Source organism: Cohnella sp., assembly GCF_041641335.1.
Classification (GTDB): Bacteria; Bacillota; Bacilli; order Paenibacillales; family Paenibacillaceae; genus Cohnella.
Genome location: NZ_JBEPYQ010000049.1, coordinates 1 through 20278 on the forward strand (window position 1 = coordinate 1; position 20278 = coordinate 20278).

The 20278-nt window shown below is 59.3% G+C and carries 15 protein-coding genes; all 15 read right to left on the reverse strand.

Annotated elements, in window-relative coordinates; genetic code table 11:
* Positions 1 to 725 (reverse strand): MFS transporter (locus ACESLM_RS16600; RefSeq protein ID WP_372632700.1); only part of this gene is annotated, 725 nt, incomplete at its 3' end.
* A 196-nt stretch (positions 726 to 921) separates the two neighbouring features.
* Positions 922 to 2481, reverse strand: a complete 1560-nt coding sequence (gene gcvPB / locus ACESLM_RS16605; RefSeq protein ID WP_372632742.1) for an aminomethyl-transferring glycine dehydrogenase subunit GcvPB — start codon at positions 2479 to 2481, stop codon at positions 922 to 924.
* A 32-nt stretch (positions 2482 to 2513) separates the two neighbouring features.
* Complete coding sequence (gene gcvPA / locus ACESLM_RS16610) at positions 2514 to 3920, reverse strand: aminomethyl-transferring glycine dehydrogenase subunit GcvPA (protein ID WP_372632701.1); 1407 nt, start codon at positions 3918 to 3920, stop codon at positions 2514 to 2516.
* A 78-nt stretch (positions 3921 to 3998) separates the two neighbouring features.
* Entirely contained in the window at positions 3999 to 4781 is a 783-nt protein-coding gene (locus ACESLM_RS16615) for an SDR family NAD(P)-dependent oxidoreductase (RefSeq protein ID WP_372632702.1), read from the reverse strand.
* 3 nt (positions 4782 to 4784) lie between these two features.
* Positions 4785 to 7868: a beta-galactosidase, LacZ type gene (gene lacZ, locus ACESLM_RS16620; RefSeq protein ID WP_372632703.1), complete on the reverse strand. Its 3084-nt coding sequence runs from the start codon at positions 7866 to 7868 to the stop codon at positions 4785 to 4787.
* Between the two features lie 58 nt (positions 7869 to 7926).
* Entirely contained in the window at positions 7927 to 8739 is an 813-nt protein-coding gene (locus ACESLM_RS16625) for a carbohydrate ABC transporter permease (RefSeq protein WP_372632704.1), read from the reverse strand.
* Complete coding sequence (locus ACESLM_RS16630) at positions 8736 to 9719, reverse strand: carbohydrate ABC transporter permease (protein ID WP_372632705.1); 984 nt, start codon at positions 9717 to 9719, stop codon at positions 8736 to 8738. The genes ACESLM_RS16625 and ACESLM_RS16630 overlap by 4 nt, the downstream gene beginning before the upstream one ends.
* A gap of 3 nt (positions 9720 to 9722) precedes the next feature.
* Positions 9723 to 11015: an ABC transporter substrate-binding protein gene (locus ACESLM_RS16635; protein ID WP_372632706.1), complete on the reverse strand. Its 1293-nt coding sequence runs from the start codon at positions 11013 to 11015 to the stop codon at positions 9723 to 9725.
* Between the two features lie 136 nt (positions 11016 to 11151).
* On the reverse strand, positions 11152 to 12348 hold the full coding sequence (locus ACESLM_RS16640) for a response regulator transcription factor (RefSeq protein WP_372632707.1): 1197 nt from the start codon (positions 12346 to 12348) through the stop codon (positions 11152 to 11154).
* The gene (locus tag ACESLM_RS16645) at positions 12323 to 14068 is read right to left on the reverse strand and encodes a cache domain-containing sensor histidine kinase (protein WP_372632708.1); all 1746 of its coding nucleotides are present in this window, start codon (positions 14066 to 14068) and stop codon (positions 12323 to 12325) included. Before ACESLM_RS16645 ends, ACESLM_RS16640 begins: the two co-directional genes overlap by 26 nt.
* Before the next feature lie 157 nt (positions 14069 to 14225).
* Positions 14226 to 15944, reverse strand: a complete 1719-nt coding sequence (locus ACESLM_RS16650) for an amylo-alpha-1,6-glucosidase (protein WP_372632710.1) — start codon at positions 15942 to 15944, stop codon at positions 14226 to 14228.
* A 168-nt stretch (positions 15945 to 16112) separates the two neighbouring features.
* Entirely contained in the window at positions 16113 to 16340 is a 228-nt protein-coding gene (locus ACESLM_RS16655; RefSeq protein ID WP_372632711.1) for a hypothetical protein, read from the reverse strand.
* Positions 16337 to 17551 (reverse strand): Ger(x)C family spore germination protein, encoded by a 1215-nt coding sequence (locus ACESLM_RS16660; protein WP_372632712.1) that lies wholly within the window; start codon positions 17549 to 17551, stop codon positions 16337 to 16339. Before ACESLM_RS16660 ends, ACESLM_RS16655 begins: the two co-directional genes overlap by 4 nt.
* Positions 17548 to 18654 carry a GerAB/ArcD/ProY family transporter gene (locus tag ACESLM_RS16665; RefSeq protein ID WP_372632713.1) on the reverse strand — a complete coding sequence of 369 codons (1107 nt, stop codon included), beginning with the start codon at positions 18652 to 18654 and terminating at the stop codon, positions 17548 to 17550. The genes ACESLM_RS16660 and ACESLM_RS16665 overlap by 4 nt, the downstream gene beginning before the upstream one ends.
* Positions 18651 to 20228 carry a spore germination protein gene (locus ACESLM_RS16670; RefSeq protein WP_372632714.1) on the reverse strand — a complete coding sequence of 526 codons (1578 nt, stop codon included), beginning with the start codon at positions 20226 to 20228 and terminating at the stop codon, positions 18651 to 18653. The genes ACESLM_RS16665 and ACESLM_RS16670 overlap by 4 nt, the downstream gene beginning before the upstream one ends.
* Between the last annotated feature and the right edge of the window lie 50 nt (positions 20229 to 20278).

Genomic DNA, 20278 nt, shown 5'->3' on the forward strand with positions numbered 1-20278 from the left:
GCGAACAGCCACAGCTTGCGGCGCAGCCCGATCTTTGCGGTCGCCGGGGTTTCCTCGGGTTCGCCGCTTAGAACGAGCGTTTCTTGCGGTGCTCCGCCCGGAGGCGCTACAGGCTTGTCCTCCGCTACGGCCCGCTTCTTCTCGGATGGAAGCCATACCGCCCTCAGGACACCGAGCGACAGCAAAATCGCCGCGGACAGCAGCAGCGGCGTCCGGTACGCTCCGCCGTCTCCCCCGCCTCCCGCCAAATCCCCCGCTGCCAGCATTCCCGCTCCCGTGAACGCGGTAAATACCGCAAACATAAGCGAATAGGCCCGCGTCTCCTCCTTGCGATTCGCGCAGTAACGAAACAGCAGTTGCACTTCCGTCGTCTCGACCAACGTAAGCCCGACGGAGACGAGCGTCTGCGCCGCGAGAAAATAGCCAAAGCTTTCGCTGACGGCATAAGTCAAGCTGCCCGCGGCGACAAATCCAGCTCCGACCGCGAGCAGCCGCTTGCGCCCCAGCCGATTCGCCAGCAACGAGACGGGAATGGCCGACACGCCCATGATCAGAATGCCGATAGACGCAAGCGTTCCGACCTGATCGGTTTTCAGTCCCTGCGACAGCAGATGCAAGTTCAGCACGAGCGCGTACATGCCGATCCCGATTCCGTACAACGCCTCCGTCGCGAGGAAACGCCTCACCCCCGCGGGCAACCTCCACAATTCCTGCAAATAAGCCATCTGTTGCTCCTTTCCTTGCTGCCTGACCGTCTGGGACGCCGCTTGAGATACGCTCGCTGGGCGACGCTTATTCGCCTCATCCTCGTAACGCCGCCAGAGATAAGCTCGCACGGCGCGCTTACTCGTCTCGTCCGCGGGGACCGGTGTCTGAAAGATGAAGAAAGGCCCCTGGTCGGAGCCTCCCTTCATCAAACTGCTACTTCGCCTGCGTCTTCTTCAAGTACGCCCGCCAGGTGATGCACCACTGGGCCGGGTCGTCCAGAGACGATTCGTCGTTGCGGTGGACGGTGCTGTTGTGCGGAGCGGTCTTTACGATATCCGGGTTGGTGTACGCTTCCTCGGAAATGTGCGCCAAAGCCTGAATATACTCGTCCAGATCCTCCTTGGAATACGACTCGGTCGGCTCCAGCGTGAACGGCTGAGGCACGATATACGGATGATGGGACGTCCAGTAATGGAGGCCGAAGTCGCACATCCGGCGCGTGATGTCTTCCGTCGTCACGCCCGTCTCGTCGGTCAGCTGCTTCCAGCTATAGCGAACCTGCTCCAGGCGGCGGCCCTTAATGTAAGGGGCGCTCGCACCGCGGATTTGCAATATTTTATGATACAAATAGTTGTTGTTCAGCACGGCGATGCGAGCAACGTCGCGCAGTCCTTCCGCGCCAAGGCTCATAATCCAGGCGTAGGAGCGCAGCACCGTCTGGGCGACGCCGTGGAAGCTGCGCACCTTGCCGATGCTCACGTCCGGTTGATCCTTCAGCGCATACTTGCCGTCCTCGCGTACGACCAGCGGCCCCGGCAGGAAGCGTACGAACGGCTCCGCCACGCCAAGTGCCCCCGTTGCCGGCCCTCCGCACATGTGGGGAGCGGCGAACGTCTTATGCAGGTTGAAGAAGCACATGTCGAAGCCCGCTTCCTTCGCCCGCGTAATGCCGAGCAGCCCGTTGGCGTTGGCCTGATCGTAGAAGCAGACGCCGCCCGCCGCGTGCACGACGTCGGTAAACTCGCGAATCCGGTGATTGTAGATGCCGGTATCCTCCGGATTGGCGACGACGAAGCCCGCCGTACGCTCGGAGACGGCGTTCTTCAGCTTCTCCAGGTCCGGGAAGCCGTCCTCGTCGGGATGCAGCGTAATGATCTTGTAGCCTTTGACCGCCGCGGTCGCCGCCTGGGAAGGATGAGAGAAGATCGTCGTGATGATCTCGTCCCTCTGCTCTCCTTCGCCGCGGGATTCGTAGTAAGCGCGGACGATCGAGGCCATCGCCAGCAAAGCCTGCGTGCCGCTGCTCGGCTGGAACGAGAAGGCGTCCATGCCGGAAATCTCGCGCATCGCCAGATCGAGCTTATGATAGATTTCCAACATGCCTTGCGCCGTGTCTGGATCCTGCAGCGGGTGAAGCTCCATCATGCTCGGCGTGCGGATCAGCATCTCGTTGATGCGCGGAATATATTTCATCGTGCAGGTCCCCTGCCCAATCTCCACGTTCAGATCGGAGCCGAGCGTCTCCTGCGACAGCCGCAAGTAGTGGCGCAGCACCTTGGCCTGGCCGATCTCCGGCAGCTTGGGCGCTTCGCTCCGGCGCATCGTCGCGGGAATGAGCGAAGCCGCTCCTCCGACTTCGGACGCAATGCCTGCCTCCGTACCCGGCGGGATAACGCCTCGCTCTCCCGAACGATGCAGCTCGAATACGACCGGTTCGTCCCATTTTGCCTGGTGGAAATTACGCACTTTATGATCTCTGCGAATCCGCTGCATAGGGCCGGATGATTTGTTCGTCGATGCATGGCTCATTGAGGACTCACAACCTTTCTGATCGCGTCCGAGAGCCGATCCAGATCGGACTGGGAGTGGATTTCGGTTACGCAGTAGAGCGCGCATTGTCCCCATTGGGGATAGCTTGCGGACAAGTCCTTGCCGCCGAAAATGCCTTCGTCCAACAGCCGCCGATTGATCTCGTCAACCGTCAAGCCGGTGCCGCCAAAGTCGACGACGAACTCCTTGAAGAAAGCCGTCTCGCCGAACCGCAGCGTTACGCCGGGGATGGCCGCCAGCCTGCGGGCGGCGTAGCGCGCCTTCTGGACGATCGTCTCGCCCAGCTCTCTCATGCCGTGAGGCCCGAGCAGCGACAAGTAAACGCCGGCCGTAATGCCCCAAAGCGCGGTCTGCGTGCCGACCGACTCCTTGCCCTTCTCGCGCAGAGCGAACGAAGTGCGCTCGTAAGCGACGTCGCCGAAGCCGTATTCCCCTTCCATCTCGGTCGGCACGATGCCGAACAGCCGGGAAGGGTATTCCATGACGAACTTCTCTTCGTCGCGAGTGGCGATAAAGCCGGACTGGCCGCCGCCGTAATTCATATGCATGCCGAGCGGCTGCAGGTCGCCGCACACGATGTCGGCGCCGTAGCGGCTAGGCGGCTCCAGCAGGCCGAGCGAGATCGGGTCGACGCCGACGATCGCGATCGCTCCGGCCCCTTGGGCCAGCGCCGCGATCTCCGCGCCCCGGTCCTCGATGACGCCGAGGAAACCCGGATTCTCGAAGTAGACGGCCGCGACGTCCTCCCCCAGCTTGCGGCGAAGATCCTCCAAGTCAAGCTTGCCCGTCGTCGGGTCGATCTCGATCTCGCGCAGCTCCATGACCGGTGTGCAGTAGTTGCGGATGATTTTCGCCTTGTCGGGATCGACCGACTTCGGCAGCAGCGCAACCGGACGGCCGGTCATCCGGCCCGCCATGCGGATCGCCGTGGATGCGGCCTGCGCCCAATCGAACGTCGGCACGTTGACGACGTCCATGTCTACCAGCTCGGCGACAAGGCTCTGGTATTCGAACAGCGCCTGGAAGCGGCCGTGGTCCTCGTACGGCTCGCCGGCATAGGCGGTGACGAACTCGGAGCGCTGGTTGATTTCGTCGCAGATCGCCGGCACGAAGTGCTGCCAGCAGCCCGCGCCGAGGAAGTTCAGGTAACCGCCCGCTCCGGCATGCTTGTTCTTGGCCAGCAGACCTTCGATATGCCGGCGCAGCTCGTATTCGTTCATCGCCGGCGGCAGATCCATCAGTCCGCCCAGCTTCAAGCTGTCCGGGATGGCCTCGTGCAGCTGCTCGATCGACGTCAAACCGATCTCCTTCAGCATCGCCTCCTGAACTTCGGGCACCGTATTCGGAATATAGGGATGGGCAAAAGCTCTATTTTCGGACAAAGGTAACGCCTCCGTTTCTATAGGGTTGACCCCATGGACCATAAGCCCATTGCATTCCGACAGGGGTCGAGGTTAAATTCACGCAATGCCGCCGCCATCGACGACGAGCACGCTGCCGGTCACCCACGACGACAGGTCGCTCGCAAGGAACAGCACCGCGTTGGCGATGTCGCGCGGCGTGCCGAGCCGCTCGAGCGGACGGCCTTTGGCCGAATCGACGAGAAACGCCGCCTCGTCCCGCCGTAATTGCTTCGCCTCATCGCGCAGCAGCGGCGTATCCGTGTCGCCGGGCGACACGCAGTTGACGCGGATATTCTGAGCGCCGTGGTCGATCGCCATCGCTTTCGTCAGGTTGACGACGCCCGCTTTAGCCGCGCAGTAAGCCGCGGCGCGATCGCCGCCCTTCAGCCCCCAGCCGGAGCCAGAATTAATGATGCTGCCCCCGCCGCTCCGCTCCATAATCGGAATGACGTACTTGGACAGCAGGTACACGCCCTTCAGCGACACGTCCAGCACGAGATCCCAATCGCGCTCTTCCAGTTCGACCACCGTGCGCCGGCGAATGACGCCCGCGTTGTTGAACAAAATATCGATGCGGCCGCACGCGGAATCGATCTCCGCCGCCACTCGTTTGCAATCTTCGGCAGAGGAGACGTCGCAGCGATAATAGCTCGCCTCTCCCCCTTGGCCGCGAATGCCCGCGACCGCCCGTTCTCCCAGCTCATCGTTAATATCGAGCAGCACGGCATGCGCCCCGAAGCCCGCCAGCAGCTCCGCAGTCGCGAGTCCGATGCCGGAAGCTCCTCCCGTGACGACCGCCACCTTGCCCGTCAAGTTCAATACGTCGGCTGTATTCAGCATCGCTTATTCCCCCTTCATCCATTGCGCCGCTTCCGCAGCCATTCGTCTGCTTAACCGCTCCGGATCTTGATCTCCCGCCAAGTAAGGCGCGAGCAAAATCCGGAACCGGAACTCCTCCGAGCCGACCGCGTACGGCGGCAGCTGCGCCGGGCCGCAGCTGTTGCTGCCCAGCCCGTTCTGCCGGTAATCCAGATTCAGCGTGATGAACTCCCGCGGCGCAAGATCGCTCTCGTGCTTCGCCGCCTCCAGGTCGCGGTCGGTATACCTGCGCGCGCTGAATTCCAGCGTCGGCGCTCCCGCCGCCAGCAGACCGATGCCCGCTCCGTCCGTCGCCGACACCCAGCGGACGTCGGTGCGGTTGCCGTTTTCCTGCGGATACACATAAGGCGTGAACAACTCGTCGACGGTCATCTCGTAGACTCCGAATTTGCCTGCCTGCTTGCTGTCGGAGTAGCTCTCGCCCGGTCCGCGTCCATACCATTCGACATGCTTCGCGTCTCCCGGCAGCTCGAGCTGCAATCCAATCTTCGGCAGCATCGCCGGCGGCTTGCCTTCCGGCATGCCGAGGACGTCGACGACGACCAGGCCGGAGCCCGTCACCGTATAGGTCGTCTCGCAGCGGAATCCCCAGTCATGCACGGGCGGCGCGATGCGGGAAGTCCAGCGCGCGCGGATCGCGCTTGCGCCGAGACGCTCCCAGCGGAAGCGGTCGACCCGTTCCGTCAACCGGTCCAGATGCGCCTTGCGCCAGTCCGCGACGACGTACATGTCGTTGTCGATCGGCGCGCGCCAGAAGTTAAGCCGCGGTCCGCCAAGTGTCAGCGCCTTGCCGTCGGCCGTCCAAGAGGACAACCCCGTCCGCGACGCTTCGAACGTCGCGCGGAACCTGTCGTTGCCGACCGCGATCCGGCGGCCCTCCTCGGTACACGCTAGCACCGCGCCTTCGCCTGGCACCGCCTGCACACCTGCCTCGCGCAGCAGGAATTGCGCCCAGACGACCTCATGCCCAGCCTTCGCCCAAGCTTGATCCGCCTTCAGCGCGAAGCTTAGATTCAGCCATTCTTCTTCCCCGCGGCCAACGCCCTGCTCACCGAACGGAACATCCATCTCTGCGCTCTCGCCCGGCTCAATGCTCGGTAAAGCCAGTACGCCGCTGCGCAGCGGACGCCCGCCGATCGCCAAAGACCAGGAGACGCTCAGATGATCCAGCGTCAGGAAATCGTATCGGTTAACCATGCGGACGCGACCGCCGCCGAGATGCTCGACCTTCACCGGTTCGATGATTTTCTTGTACTCGATCAGCCCGGGAGAAGGCGTACGGTCGGGACGGACAAGTCCGTCGATGACGAAGTTGCCGTTGTTCGGCTCGTCGCCGTAATCTCCGCCGTAAGCGTAATCGATGCGGCCTTTCTCCTGGCGAAGGGTCAGACCGTGGTCGATCCACTCCCAGACGAAACCGCCCTGCAATCTGCGATAGGCGTCGAACGTCTCGAAATACTCCTTCAGCCCGCCGGGCCCGTTGCCCATCGCGTGGGCGAATTCGCACAGGATGTGCGGCTTCGGATGGTCTTCCAGCTTGCCGAAGCCTTCCATCTTCTCGACGGACGAGTACATCGTGCTGACGACGTCGCACACTTCCGCTTCCCGATCCTCCTCGTAATGGACGAGCCGAGTCGGATCGTTCTCTTTGCACCATGCGGACATCGCCCGAAAGTTGCAGCCGAAGCCCGACTCGTTGCCGAGCGACCAGAACAGGACGGACGGATGGTTCTTATCTCGCTCCACCATGCGGCGCACCCGGTCGACGTAAGCGTCCTCCCACTGCGGATCGTCGCTGAGCCGCGAGATGTTGCCGAGCGGCTCGAAGCCGTGCGTCTCCAAGTCGGTTTCTTCCATCACGTACAGACCGTATTCGTCGCATAAGTCGTAGAAACGCGGATCGTTCGGATAGTGTGCCGTCCGAACCGCATTGATGTTGTGCCGCTTCATCATCAGCACGTCCTCGCGCATCGTCGCGAGCGACACGGTCCGTCCCGTATCCGGGTGATGGTCGTGACGATTGACGCCCTTCAGCAAGATCGCCTTGCCGTTAACGAGAAACTGGCCATCCCGAACCTCTATTGTGCGGAAACCGACGCGCTGCGCCACTGCCTCCGCCAATCGGCCCGCCCGGTCGAACAGTTCCAGCGTCAGGTGGTATAGCGCCGGGCTTTCCGCGCTCCACAGCGCCGGCCCTCTGACCGGCACCGCGATATCGACAACGCCGCCTTCCACCGCGCTCTCCGCCGCGGCGACCTCCGCGCCCTCCGCATCCAGCAGCCGCAGCTTAAGGTTGCCGGTCACCAATGTCCCGGCCAGCTCCGCGCGCACGCTCAGAATCGCGTCGCGAAAGTTTTCGTCCAGCTCGGTCACGACCCGATAGTCGGCGATCCGGACGGCCGCAGGCTCGGCCACCAAGTAGACGTCGCGGAAAATACCGCTCATCCACCACATATCCTGATCCTCCAGATAGCTTCCGTCGGACCATTGATAGACGCGCACCGCCAGCCGGTTCACGCCCCCGATTACGTAAGGCGTCACGTCGAACTCCGAGGTCAGACGGCTGCCTTGGCTGTAGCCGACGAACTGTCCGTTGATCCAGACGTGGAACGCGCTGTCTACGCCGTCGAATTTGATCGCGATCTTCCGGCCGTTCCAATGCCCGGGCAGCTCGAATTGGCGGACATAGCAGCCTGTAGGATTATCGTTCGGCACGCGCGGCGGATCAACGGGGAACGGATAGTACAAGTCCGTATAATGAGGATTGCCGTAGCCCTGAAGCTGCCAATGCCCCGGTACCCGAATGTCGTCCCACGCTCCGATCGCATAGCCTTCCTCGTAAAATTTTTCCGGAGCCAGATCCGGTCTTTCCGCATATTTGAACTTCCAGAAGCCGTTAAGCGACTTGAACCAGGGAGAGCTTCCCCGGTCGTAACCCAGCGCTTCGGAGGCGCTTGGGAACGGGATGAAATACGCTCTGCTCTTCGCCCTCCCTCGCTCTAACACCTGGATATTTTCCCAATCCTTCGCTGCATTCAAGTCTCGCATGGATGTCTTCTCCTCTCGTTTCTCTCTATACAGGGCGGACAGCCCTTGCCCTGCTTGGCTAGCCTTTGATGCCCGTTCCGGCGATGCCGCCGATGATGTACCTCTGCGCGAAGAAGAATACCGCCAGCGGCAATATCGAGATCAGGCACGTAATCGCCATAATCGATTGCATATCGACGCCGAACATGCCCTTGAACTGCGCCAGGCCGAGCGTCAGCGTATATTTGGACTGATCGTTCAGGAAGATCAACGGTCCGAGATAGTCGTTCCAGCAGCTCATCATCTGGAAGACGCCGACGAGAATGAGCGCCGGTCCCATCAGAGGGACGATAATCCGGAGGAAAATGCCCATCTTGCTCGCTCCGTCGATCGTCGCCGCTTCGTCCAGCTCTCTCGGAAGAGTCAGGATAAACTGCCGCAGCAGGAAGATGAAGTAGGCCGAGCCGAACCATGCAGGCACGATAAGCGGTTTAAGCGTATTGATCCAGCCGAGATAATTAAACTCCATATACTGCGGAATCATCGTGACTTCCCACGGAATCATCATCGTCGACAGGACGACGAGGAACAGGAAGTTGCGTCCCTTAAACTCGAAACGGGCGAAGCCGTAGGCCACGACAGCGCACGAGACGAGCTGCCCAAGCGTCGCCAGCACGGTTACGATCACCGTATTTTTCAGAAATACGTTAAACGGCTGCACCGTCCAAGCCTCCGCGAAGTTGCCGAACTTCCATACGGAAGGCAGCCATTTCGGCGGAAACAGATACAGCTCGGTCGGATCCTTGATCGCCGTCGTCAGCGCCCAGAACAGCGGAGCGATAAACAGCAGCGAACAGAACGTCAGCAACGCGTAAACAACCGTCTTCCTCATGCGGACCGCCTCCTTGCCCCGGACTTCGCCTTCGCGCCGCTCTTGATCTCGCCCTCGTAGTACACCCAGGCCGCCGACGACTTGAACACGAGGAACGACAGCGAGAGCACGATCAGGAACATGAACCAGGCGTTCGCCGCGGAGTAGCCCATCTTGAAATATTTAAAGGCGTTCTCGTACATGTACATCGCGTAAAAATAAGTCGACTTGAGCGGGCCTCCCCCGGTTAAGACGAGAGCCAGGGTAAGCTGCTGGAACGCCGCGATAATCGAAGTGATAAGGTTGAACAGAATGGTCGGGCTGAGCATCGGAATCGTAATGCTGCGGAACTGTCTGAGCCTGCCTGCTCCGTCGATCGACGCGGATTCGTACAAGTCCTTCGGAATGCCTTTCAGTCCCGCCAGGAAAATGAGCATCATAGCGCCTTGGCCCCACAGGCTGGCGATGACCATCGCGACGAGCGACCATCTCGTATCGTTCAGCCAATCCGGACCGTCGATGCCGACGAGAGACAGGAAATAGTTCAAAATGCCGTATTCGCCGCTGTACACCCACCCCCAGATCATCGCCAGCGCAACGCCGGAAATGACGGACGGCAAGTAGAACGCGGTGCGGAAAAAGGCGCTGCCACGCACGTTCTGATTCAGCAGCATGGCCAGCCCGAGCGCGACTACGATGTTAAGCGGCACGAACAGTGCGGCGAACTTGACCGTTACGCCGAACGACTTCCAGAACAACGAATCCTGGGTGAACATCTCGATGTAATTGCCGAAGCCGACAAACTTGACTTGACCTACGATCGGCCAATCGAAGAACGAGATGACGAGCGAAAAGATCAGCGGGCCTAACGTAAACGCGAGGAATCCGAACAGCCATGGAAAAACGAAGAGGTAGGGAGTGACCCTACCCCGTCCGCGTTTCCTTGCAGGCTTGAGGCTGGCCGCGTAGGTTCCCGCTTGAGCAGGGTCGAGTTTAGCCATCTCTTAACCTTCTTTCAAGTAACGGACGCCGTCCTTCACCGCTTCGTTCAAGGTTTCCTGGGCGGATGCGCCGTGCACGACCGCTTCGATCGCGGCGGACAGATGCCGGTTCACTTCGTTCCACTTGGCGTTGAGCAGGAAAGCCGGCGTATTGTCGGAGCGCTCCAGCATCGTGTAGAACGGTTTGTACAGCGGATCCTGGTCGACCTTCAGCTCGTTAACGACGCTGACGCGAACGGGCAGATCGGCGGTGCGCATCTTGATTGCCTCGTTGGAGACGAAGAACTTCACGAACTCCCAAGCCAGATCCTTCTGCTTCGAATCCTTGGCGATCGACAGCGCGGATTCCGCGATGATACCTTTGACCGGCTTGCCCGGGAACGCCGGCATTTCTACCGTGCCGATGTCGATGCCCGCTTCCTTGAAGCCCGCGAGCGGCCAAATTCCGCTCTCCCACATGGCGAGCTTGCCGGCTTTGAAAATGTCCTCGCCGCTCTGCTGGCCTTTGCCGCCGACGAGCACGCCGGACCCGTTCTTCACCAGATCGCCGAAAATTTGAATCGCTTCCGCGGTTTCCGGGCTGTTCATATAGCCTTCGATCGTCTTGCCGTCTTCGGAGATAAACGAGCTGCCGTTGCTCCAGACGAAGCCTTGCAGATCGTACGTATCATTGGAAGCGCGGACGCCGAAGCCGTACTGCTTCTTGCCCTTGTCGGTCAGCTTGGCGGCGACGTCCTTGAAGTCGTCCCATGTCCAGCCGTCCTGCGGATAAGGCACCTGGGCCTCGTCGAACAGCTTCTTGTTGTAGTACACGACGCGGGTCGTAAACCCGACCGGAATGCCGTACAGCTTGCCGTCGATCTTGCCGTAATTGAACAGGCCGGAATAGAAATCGTCGATGTTCAGGCTGGCGTCCTTGGCCGCGTAATCGTCCAGCGGCTCCAGCGACTGATGGTACGTCGGGAAATCCCACATGTACATCACGTCCGGCGGGTTCGTCGCTCCGAAGCCCGCGGCGAGCTTCTGATCGAAGCCGTCGGCGTAAGCTTCTACCTGCACCTTCGTTCCGGGATGGCTTTCTTCGAATTTCTTGGCGATATCCTGCTGGATCTTCAGCGCGTCGCCCGTATCCCAAGTCGCGAATCGAACCGTTTTCGTGCCTCCGGAGCTTCCGCCGGAGGACGACGTCGCGGACGGCTGGCTGTTATCCGCCTTGTCGCCGCCCCCTCCGCAGGCGGTTAACAAAGAGACGATCATCGTTGCGGACAGTAGAAGTGCAGAGCTTTTCTTTTTCATTCGTGCTGCCTCCCCTTGAAATCGAGCTAAATTAATTGAACCGCTTACATCCTTATCATAAAGGACATGAAAGCGGTTCAAAACGGACATCTATTCGGACCTTCGTGCGCATTTGTTCGATGTCGGGGAGCGAGTGTCATTCTGTTCGGGACGCGCCGTCTTTTTGTTGCGCGCGGTAGTGGCTCGGCGTCTGCCCCGTACAGCGCTTGAACCATTTGCTGAAATATTTGCTGTCGCCCAGACCTGTGCGCTCGGCGATCTCCTGCATCGTCAGGGAAGTATCCTTCAGCAACTCGTTGGCGATCTTCAGCTTGCGCTTGTACTGGTACGCCACGAAGCTGAGCCCGACCGTTTTTTTGAACAGGATCGAGAAATGACTGCGGCTGAGACCGACTTGTCCGGCCACGTCGCTGACCGACCAATCGGCGGCCGGACGGTCGCGCATCAGCCTTAGCGCCTTCCAGATCGGCTCCGGCCAGTCTCCGGACGACACTCCGTACGTTTTCTCCATTTCCGCTTCTTTATGCAGGGAACCGATCGCCTTCAGCCACTCGGCCGCCTCTTCGTCCGGGCCAAGCCTCGCCCAGTGCAGCTCGGCTCTCTCGCTCTTACGTTCGACGAGCCAGCCGTCCGCGGCGTCCGCGAGGGCGGACGGGAGCAGCCAGTACCAGCGTTCCTCGCTGAACGGGATGATCGCGCCGTTCTTCCTTAACGCATCGTCCCGGCCCAGCCCTTCCGCAGCCTCTCGCCAACCCACGCCGGACTTGACGGCATAGACGTACAGCGGCTGCCCCTGCCATGAGCTTTTAGCTTCGGCCAGCTTCTCCAGCTCTCGCGCGAACTTGTCGCTGTGGCCGCTCAGCCACGCGTACAACTGCGTGCCCAGCCGCTCCTCGTCGACACTCTCGTCGGAATCGTCGCCGGAATCGGTGCGCGGAGCGGACAGCTCCTTGCGGAACTGCTCCAGCATGCTCTCCAGCTCGTCGTCCTCGAACGCCGTCTTCAGCAGATAACCCGAAGCGCCGAGCTTTAGCCCTTCTTTGGCATATTCGAAGTCCCGGTGGCAGCTTAACAAGACGATTCTCGTATCCGGCGCGGCCTGCTTCACTCTGCGCGACAGCTCGATGCCGTCCATCTCCGGCATGACGATATCGGTAATTACGACGTGCGGCCGATGAAGCTGGAACGCCTCCCACGCCTTGCGGCCGTTCGGCGCGTCCGCGACGACCTCCATTCCGTATTTCTCCCAAGGCACGGTCGCCTGCAATCCCTTGCGCACGATGCTCTCGTCATCCGCGATCAGCACCTTAATCATTCCCGTCGACGTGTCCATGCGGATTCTCCTCCTTCTTGGGCCATTTGATGAAGATCGTCGTTCCTTTGTCCGGAGCGGACTTGACCGTCAAGCCGTACTGCACTCCGAAATGCAGCTTGATTTTCTGATCCGCGTTCCGCAAACCGAGCCCGCCTCTTCCTTTACGCTTCTCTCCCGGCAGCAGCAGCTTCTGCAGCTTGTCGGGCGGAATGCCCGCTCCGTTATCCGACAGCTCGAGCCTGAGCAAAGTTCCTTCATCCGCTACCGCCAGCCGTATCGCGCCCTCGCCGTCCTCGAAACCGTGGAAAAAGATATTTTCGAACAGCGGCTGCAGCGTCATGCGGGGAATCGGATACTTTTTCAACTCCTCGTCGCATTCCAGCTCGTATCGAAACACGGGACCGTAGCGAACCTCCTGGATTTTCAGAAAATGCTCGATCATCCGCAGCTCGCGCCCGAGCGGCACCAGCTCTTGAGAAATGTCCAGATTGCCCTCCAGCACCATCGTCAGGTGGTACAGCATTTGGCGGATGTCCTCCGCTCCCTGAAGCCGGGCCTTCCATTGAATCGAGTTCAGCGTATTGAACAGCAAATGCGGATTGATCTGGTAATGGAAAGCGCGCAGCTCCGCATCCTTCTTCTGCCGTTCGTTCGTCTCCACCTCGCGGATAAGCGACTCGATGCCGCCGACCATGTTGTTGAAGCTGACGTCCAGGCTGCCGAGCTCGTCTTTGGCCTCGACCTTCGTTCTCGTCTGCAGCATGCCGAAGCTGACCTTCTGCATCGAATCCTTCAAGCGCCGGATACGCGCGGTAAATCGCGAAGAGAATAAGTAAGCCAGCGCAAAAGCGAGCAGCGTCGACGCAACGGCGGCGATAACCGTATTCGAGCGGATCAGACCCGAGGAGCGGTAGAAAGATTTGGCCGGCAGCCTTGCTTCGATCGTCCAGTCGTTCGTCTCGATGGCTTTGTGCCAGACGATATCGCTGTCCTTGGCTTCGTACGCCGACGCGGTCTCGTAGACGACGCGCCCTTGCGAATCCGCGATCGTCAGATGCGCCTGCGTGTCGCTCTCGAACAGCTCGAACATGCCCAGCAGATCCTCCGCCTTCTCCTCGATCAGAATGACGCTCCCGCGCAGCGCGCCGTAAGGATTGTTGATCGATTCCGCCAAGCCCAGCACGACCGGCAGCCGCTCCCCTTCTTCCGGCTCCTTGATGCCGTGGTTCTGAGGGTAGAAGCCGAGCCAGTAGTCGCCCGCGCGATCGTCCGGTATTGCCCTCCAGGTCGAAATGCGATCGAGCTTGGCCACGTCCAAATTGTTCTCTCCATAGTAATATCCCGACTTGGCTATAATATAAATTCCGGCGTTCCTTTCCGTTTTAAGCGCTTTCAGGAAGTTTTCGAAATTGTTTTTATCCAAAATCTCGCGATAAGTGCTCGGACTCTCTCCGCCGAGCCCGCTTCTCGCCGGGTCCAGCAAATAGGAATAGATGGTGGCGGCCGTCTGGCTCATTCGGGTCAAATAGGCGTTCGTCTGCTGCTGAAGCTGGGCGACGGCGTTCTCCCCGTATTTCCCGAACTGGGAGTTAATCACCTTGGCCGACTGATAATAGGACAGCGCTCCGACGGACAGCAGCGGAATGACCGTGACGATGAGGAAGCAGACAAGCAGCTTCGTGCGGATGCTCTGATAGGAGAGACGGGCGGAAAACGGTTTGAGCAGAGATCTGAGCATCGGTTCCGGTCTCCTTCGTTGCTGATGTTAGGCGATTCGTATATGAAGTGTAGCATGGACGAAAACCGTCTTACAATGCGCTGTCCGACAAAAAACGGCAAAAGCACTTCTCCCCCGGCCACGATCGGTCGGGCGGTAAGAAGTGCGATTCGCGCAGTTAAGTCAAATACTCGTTCGCCAAAATGAGAAACACGCTCGACGTCCAGGTGAACGCCCGGTCGCGCAGCCCTTCGCCGCTGATCGCGTCGAAGTTTTCCGCCATGCCGCTGCGGTTCAGCATGTCGCAGAAGCGCCGGGCGACTTCGCACGCCAGCTCCCGGTCTCCCGAGGCGGCCGCCCCTTCGACGAGCAGCATGGTCGACGGCGCCCAGATCGGTCCGCGCCAGTAGCCGTCCGGCGTGTAGAAGGGGCTGTTCACATTTTCGGTCGCCCAGCCGTTCGCCGTCAGGAAGCGGTTCTCGTCGCGGAGTCCGGCGAGCAGTGTGTCGCGCACGCGGTCCGGCAGACGGCGACCCAGCAGAATCGGCACGAACAGCAGCAGCGTGTCGCCTTCGGACGGCTCGTGCGTGCCGGAGCGGCAAGCGATGAAGCGGTCTCCCTTCCAGAAGTGGGCAAGCATTCTCTCTTGCGTATCGGCGGCGAGCTGCCGCCACTCGGACGACTCTTCGGCATAGCCAAGCAGTCCGGCGATCTCCGCCAAAATCTCGGCTTGAAGAATCAGGAACGCAGCCAGATCCGGACTTTCCACCGGAATGCCGTTATTAAACGCCGTGCTGTTGTCCCAGCCGGAGTCGTTGCCGTGGTTGTATTGCGGAATGCCGTCTCCGTCCCCGTCGCGGTAACGGAACCACCATTTTGTCCATTTGGACAGCGGCCCGTACACTTCGCGCAATTGCGCCTCCTTGATGAAATCCGTTCTTTGCATCATCCAGGCCAGCGTCCAGCCGTGAATCGGCGGCTTGTTGCAGTTCCACAGCTCGTACTTGTCGTTGACGAAGTCGGGAATAAGGCCGCTCTCGTGCTGCCGGTCGAAGAAAATCATGAACTGGTCCCAGGCGAGCTTCGGATCGTGACGGACGAGCGCCATCGCGTTAAAGCAGTGGTCCCAGCTCCAGATGTTCGTCATCCAGTTTTTGGACATATACATCGCCGGACGGGTCAGACAGCCTTCCGCCGGCACGAGACAGCTCCACGTAATATAGGCGGCCAACTCGCGCGCTTCCTTTAGCCGATCCGGCCCGGGAAGGCAGCGCCTATGCCAATCCGCGAACTCCTCGCCCACTCGCCGGACCGCATCGGCGAACGGCTCCCAGACGCGTCCCGGCTCCCATACCGTGCGGAATTCCTCGATGGCGAATTCCGCGACGCCGGCAGGCTCATCCGGTAGAAACTCGGCGGTAATGCGCGAGCTTTTGATTTTATCCCACGGCACCTCGGTCCGCATGCCGCCGGCAAGCGACGACAGCATAAACCGGCATTCGTGGGTAAAGCTGTTGACCTCCCAGCAGCCGCTGGCCGCCTCGTAAGCGTAGTCGTACGCGGAAGTCCGGAACGTCAGCCGGATGCCGCAGCCTTCGGCGCGGAATCTGGCGGTTCGGGAGTCGGGGAGGCAGATTTCCGCCGCCGCTTGTCCGGGTACGGCACCCGTTGCGGCATACAGCCGAATCCGCTCCGGGGACGCTTCTGCCTCGAAAGGGAGCGCCGCGCCGTCGGCATCGATCAGCTCGATGCGGAACGCTTCGCCGAATTTGTCGTCGCCTCCGCGCACCGTCCGCAAATACAAGCCTTGCTCTCTATTGTCGGCCTTCGGCAGCAGGGAAATCGCCAGGAACGATTCCCTTCTGCTGAAGGGCACGATATTCAAATCGAAGTTCATAACATCGGCTCCTTTGCCATGAGGGATGCGCTTTCATTGTACCGAACGGAGCCATGCGAAAGAACCGACGGTTGTTCTCGCCGGTTCGCTTTAATGTTATGGATCTCCGCTTTTCGCTTCACGGGGTGTCTTTTTGTGCGCGAAGTTTCGCTCATTTGTTCGCCGCGTTTACTTCTCCAGAAGCTTCCCCAGCGGCTGATAAATCCTGTCCACCAACTGCGTAGGACCCGGCATTTCCGGATAGAAAACAAGCAGGGAAGCGATCAGCCATCCGATGAACGTGATAGCCGCGAATGCCGCCTTCTCCTTTTTCTGATCGGGCTTCAGCTTCGGCCATTCCAACGCCGCCATAAGCGCAACGATAGCCGTAATTCCCGCCACGGCCGCCCATTTCACTTTTTCCTCACCTCGTCTTCCGGCCTGACCGCTCCCTCGGAGGACATTCCCGGCCGGATGATTCTCACTTTCGCCTCAACCTCGACTTCGATTTCCGGAAAGATTTCGTCCCAGCGCCCCTTCTCCTTGTTCCATTGCTTCGGGTATTTGCGACGGAAGGCGTCGGCAAATCCGAAAACGTCCGTATGGAGCTTTTTTTGCCCCCGCAACAGCGCTATTCGGACGTAATGCTCGATTTCTTCTTCTGCCTCTTTTTCTATTTCCTTGACATGCTCCGGATTGAGCATGCTGAGACGGGTCGTATTCTGCACGATTTCGTTGGTCGTTTCGATTTTGACGGTTAATTTCCACCCGTCTTCCCCGATTTTCGGTATGAACCCGGTTTTGCTCCGCAGCATTCTCGCAGAGACGAACCCCTCCGCCTCCTCCGGTCTTACGGTAACGGTGGCCAGCTTGACCTCGTCCCTCACCCAGAGCAAGCCTTTGGTCGTTTGGGCGTCCATCTTACCGACCATTTTATCTTCCTTGAACAAGGCGGTTCCCGTAATATAAGGAATCGTTTGCTTCTCCTTCTTTTTCGACTTCGGCGGCAATATTTCAACCCAAGGCACCGCGGCCGCTCCCGAATCGCCGGAGAGCATCTGCGCCAAATCCTTCACCGTCGTTTTAATGCCGATTTGGGTGATCGCCATTTCCCGAAGCACTTCCGCGGAGCTCCGCTCCAAAGGGGGGATCAGCTCCAACGCGGCTTTGGCCTGTCCCCGGCAGACGAACAGGTCCGCTCGTTCGCGAGTTTCCGGATTTCTCATCAGAAAATCGGCATGCTCGCGGATTCCGTCTCTGGCCAGTTTCTCGCCGATGATGAACACTTCTCCGTGTCCCCAGAAGATTTTGCGGGGGATTTTCGCTTGCAGCTTCGCCATCGCGTCGGCAATGGTCACCCCTTCCTGGGATCGGACCAACGTTTGCTCCCCTCCTCCTCCGCCTCCATTTCCCATTCCTCCTCCGACGCCGCCTCCTCCCCCGGACGCCTTGGGAATAAAGATTTGTACAGAAAGCTCGATGGAGCTTTCGCTCTTCTTGTCGATCCCCGCCGCCATAATGAGAGCCAGATCGTTCACTTCCGTTCTGTCCCAGCAGCCGGAGAGCAGAAAAAGGGGGAGGCATAGTAATGCGATTCGATAAGTTGTTCTCGGATAGGAGACCTTCATCCTTTGTCGCCCCTCTTTTTGCCGAATCGGAAACGGACATAAGCGATGACGAGCAGCAGCACCGGAATGACGCCTTTAATCGAGACGATGTAAAAAAAGGCGGAAGTGCTGAAAAAAGCGGACATCTCCTGCAGGTTGGGCGCCACCCAAATACTGAGCGGCAGCAAGAGAAAGCCGAGCGGGAAGACGATCGGCCTGGCGTCGGACAGATTCAGCCATTGCGAGGCAATCAGAACGAGCACATAATAAAACACCGCGATCTTCACAAATGCGCCCAGCACCCAAACGGCCATCAGGAGAGCTTCCACATGCTGAACAAAATCGGCGAGGCTTACATAGCGCGTCGCAGTCAAGACCGGATAATTAAAGCTGTCGATCATCGTTCCGAATAAGAAAAGAGCGACGAAGCTTATCGCTATCATCGTCAACATCACGGCGAATACCGAATAGATGCCCCATTTCAAGCCTTGCTCCCGATCGGTCAGGAAAGGCAGAAGAAAAGCGATATCGATAAATTCGACGAACCAGCCTTGCGCCGGAACGGAACCCATGAGGGAAGCTCCAAGCCCCTTCTCCAGGACCGGAAACATATGGCTTGGATCCAGCTCCGGAAGGAGCAGCGCGTTGATCAAAACCAGAAATAAGAGCATGACCGGGACGAACAATTGGGCGCATCTAGCCAGCACCTCCACTCCTCCCCGTACAGCGAAGGCGCAGACCATCACCATGCTCCCGATCACCACGATTATCGGAGTTTCGGGGAGAAAGGAATCGATCAGAAATTCCCCGTATTGCCGAAGGACGAAACCGTTGTCGTGCGCGTACATGAAAAAAAACAGGAATCCGACGATTTTGGCCGGTACGCGTCCGATGATAAGGCAACTGTATTCGATCAGGCTCATCTTCGGAAACATCTTGTTCAACCGATACGCGGTAACTACCATCAGAATTCCAAGCAGCGAAGCCCAGATCGGAGACAGCCACAAATCCTGCCCGGCATGGGACGCCATGATCGTCGGCACGGAAATAATCGCGGTCGCGATGATCGTAGGATACATCAAGAAGGCCATTTGAAATGCGGAAATTTTCCCTCGTTCGATCATCCATGCTCGTCTCCCTTGGCCGGACCCGGCTTTTGCCCGGGAGCTTGGCGGTACAGGTTGCTATCGCCGGTTAAGCGCGGACGGGTATTCAGCGCCCAGAGCGGCGCGCGAAACAAGACATCCTTCATGTCTCTGCCCTTCATCGGGGCCAACGGGCTCAGGTAAGGGACGCCGAACGACCGTATCGTGCTAAGATGAACGACGATCAGAATAACTCCGAGCATGAGACCGAGCAGGCCCAGCATTCCGGCAAGCAGAATCATCGGGAAACGCAGGATTCTTAAAGCGATTCCTGCCGTATAGCGAGGGATCATGAAGGAAGCGATTCCCGTAATCGCCACGACCATGACCATAGGGGACGATACGAGACCGGCCGCGGTGGCCGCCTGTCCGATGACGAGAGCGCCGACGATGCTGACGGCGGCGCCCACCTGCTTGGGAAGCCTGACCCCCGCTTCGCGCAGCGCCTCGAAGGTGACTTCCATCAGGAAAGCCTCCACGAGCGCGGGAAACGGAATCTCTTCCCGGGATTGGGCCACGCTGAGCAGCAGAGCGGTCGGAATCATTTCTTGATGGAACGTAAGAATCGCAACATAAATCGAAGGCGCCGTTAAGGCGAAAAGAAAAAACAAGTAGCGCAGCCAGCGGACGAACGTTCCGATCATAAACCTCTCATAATAATCCTCTGGCGACTGCAGCAAAGAAAAGAGCGTTGCCGGCGCAATCAGCGAAAAGGGGGTTCCGTCCATCAGGATGACGACGCGGCCTTCCAGCAGCGCCCCGGTCGCCGCATCGGGCCTCTCCGTCGTCAGAAGCTGGGGGAACGGGGAGAACGGATAGTCCTGGATCATTTCTTCGATATAACCGCTCTCGAGCACCCCGTCTATGTCGATGCGCTGAATTCGCTTCGTCACTTCTTCAACCAGGGCAGGCTGGGCGATTCCCTCGACGTATGCGATCGCGACCGAGGTCCGGGTATAACGTCCGACCTGGATCGATTTGATTTTCAACGCCGGGCTTTTGAGCTTGCGGCGGATCAGGGAAGTATTCACGCTGAGCGTTTCCGTAAATCCTTCGCGCGGTCCCCGAATGACGCTTTCGGCTACCGGTTCTTCCACCCCGCGTTTATCCCATTTGGCCAGTCCGAATGCGAAGGCCCGAACCTGCCCGTCGACGATCAGAACGGGATTTCCTTTCGCCACCTGCTCGATCAGCTCGGCAAACGTCGTTAGTCCCTTTCTTTCGGAAACGGTGACCTTCGTTTGCACCATTGCGTCCGTATCTCCCGGCTTGGAAGAAGCTTGCATGAGCGGAGCGAGAACGTGCTGATCGATCAGATCGATATTGGACAACCCGTCTATATAAACTAGCAAGGCTTTCGTTTCTCCCGCGATCAGGAAGTCGCGAATGACGACGTCCATGCAATCCGCGTATATCGATTCCAGAATCGAGCGGTTTTCGTTCAAGTCCGCGGAGAGAGGATGCTGCGGGTTCTCCGGCTGGAGATCCCGCGCGGACGGATGGTCGCTTCCGGACTTCTTCCGTTTCCTGGCTGCTTTATACACGAATCGCATCGTATGTCCCCTTCTCTCATTTCAATCCCCATTTTCGCCGAAATCGGGAA

Bases quoted from the DNA above. Each gene is read 5' to 3' on its own strand.
- gcvPB (WP_372632742.1), bottom strand. From the start codon at position 2,481: ATGCAGCGGATTCGCAGAGATCATAAAGTGCGTAATTTCCACCAGGCA.
- ACESLM_RS16615 (WP_372632702.1), bottom strand. From the start codon at position 4,781: ATGCTGAATACAGCCGACGTATTGAACTTGACGGGCAAGGTGGCGGTC.
- lacZ (WP_372632703.1), bottom strand. From the start codon at position 7,868: ATGCGAGACTTGAATGCAGCGAAGGATTGGGAAAATATCCAGGTGTTA.
- ACESLM_RS16625 (WP_372632704.1), bottom strand. From the start codon at position 8,739: ATGAGGAAGACGGTTGTTTACGCGTTGCTGACGTTCTGTTCGCTGCTG.
- ACESLM_RS16630 (WP_372632705.1), bottom strand. From the start codon at position 9,719: ATGGCTAAACTCGACCCTGCTCAAGCGGGAACCTACGCGGCCAGCCTC.
- ACESLM_RS16635 (WP_372632706.1), bottom strand. From the start codon at position 11,015: ATGAAAAAGAAAAGCTCTGCACTTCTACTGTCCGCAACGATGATCGTC.
- ACESLM_RS16640 (WP_372632707.1), bottom strand. From the start codon at position 12,348: ATGGACACGTCGACGGGAATGATTAAGGTGCTGATCGCGGATGACGAG.
- ACESLM_RS16645 (WP_372632708.1), bottom strand. From the start codon at position 14,068: ATGCTCAGATCTCTGCTCAAACCGTTTTCCGCCCGTCTCTCCTATCAG.
- ACESLM_RS16650 (WP_372632710.1), bottom strand. From the start codon at position 15,944: ATGAACTTCGATTTGAATATCGTGCCCTTCAGCAGAAGGGAATCGTTC.
- ACESLM_RS16660 (WP_372632712.1), bottom strand. From the start codon at position 17,551: ATGAAGGTCTCCTATCCGAGAACAACTTATCGAATCGCATTACTATGC.
- ACESLM_RS16665 (WP_372632713.1), bottom strand. From the start codon at position 18,654: ATGATCGAACGAGGGAAAATTTCCGCATTTCAAATGGCCTTCTTGATG.
- ACESLM_RS16670 (WP_372632714.1), bottom strand. From the start codon at position 20,228: ATGCGATTCGTGTATAAAGCAGCCAGGAAACGGAAGAAGTCCGGAAGC.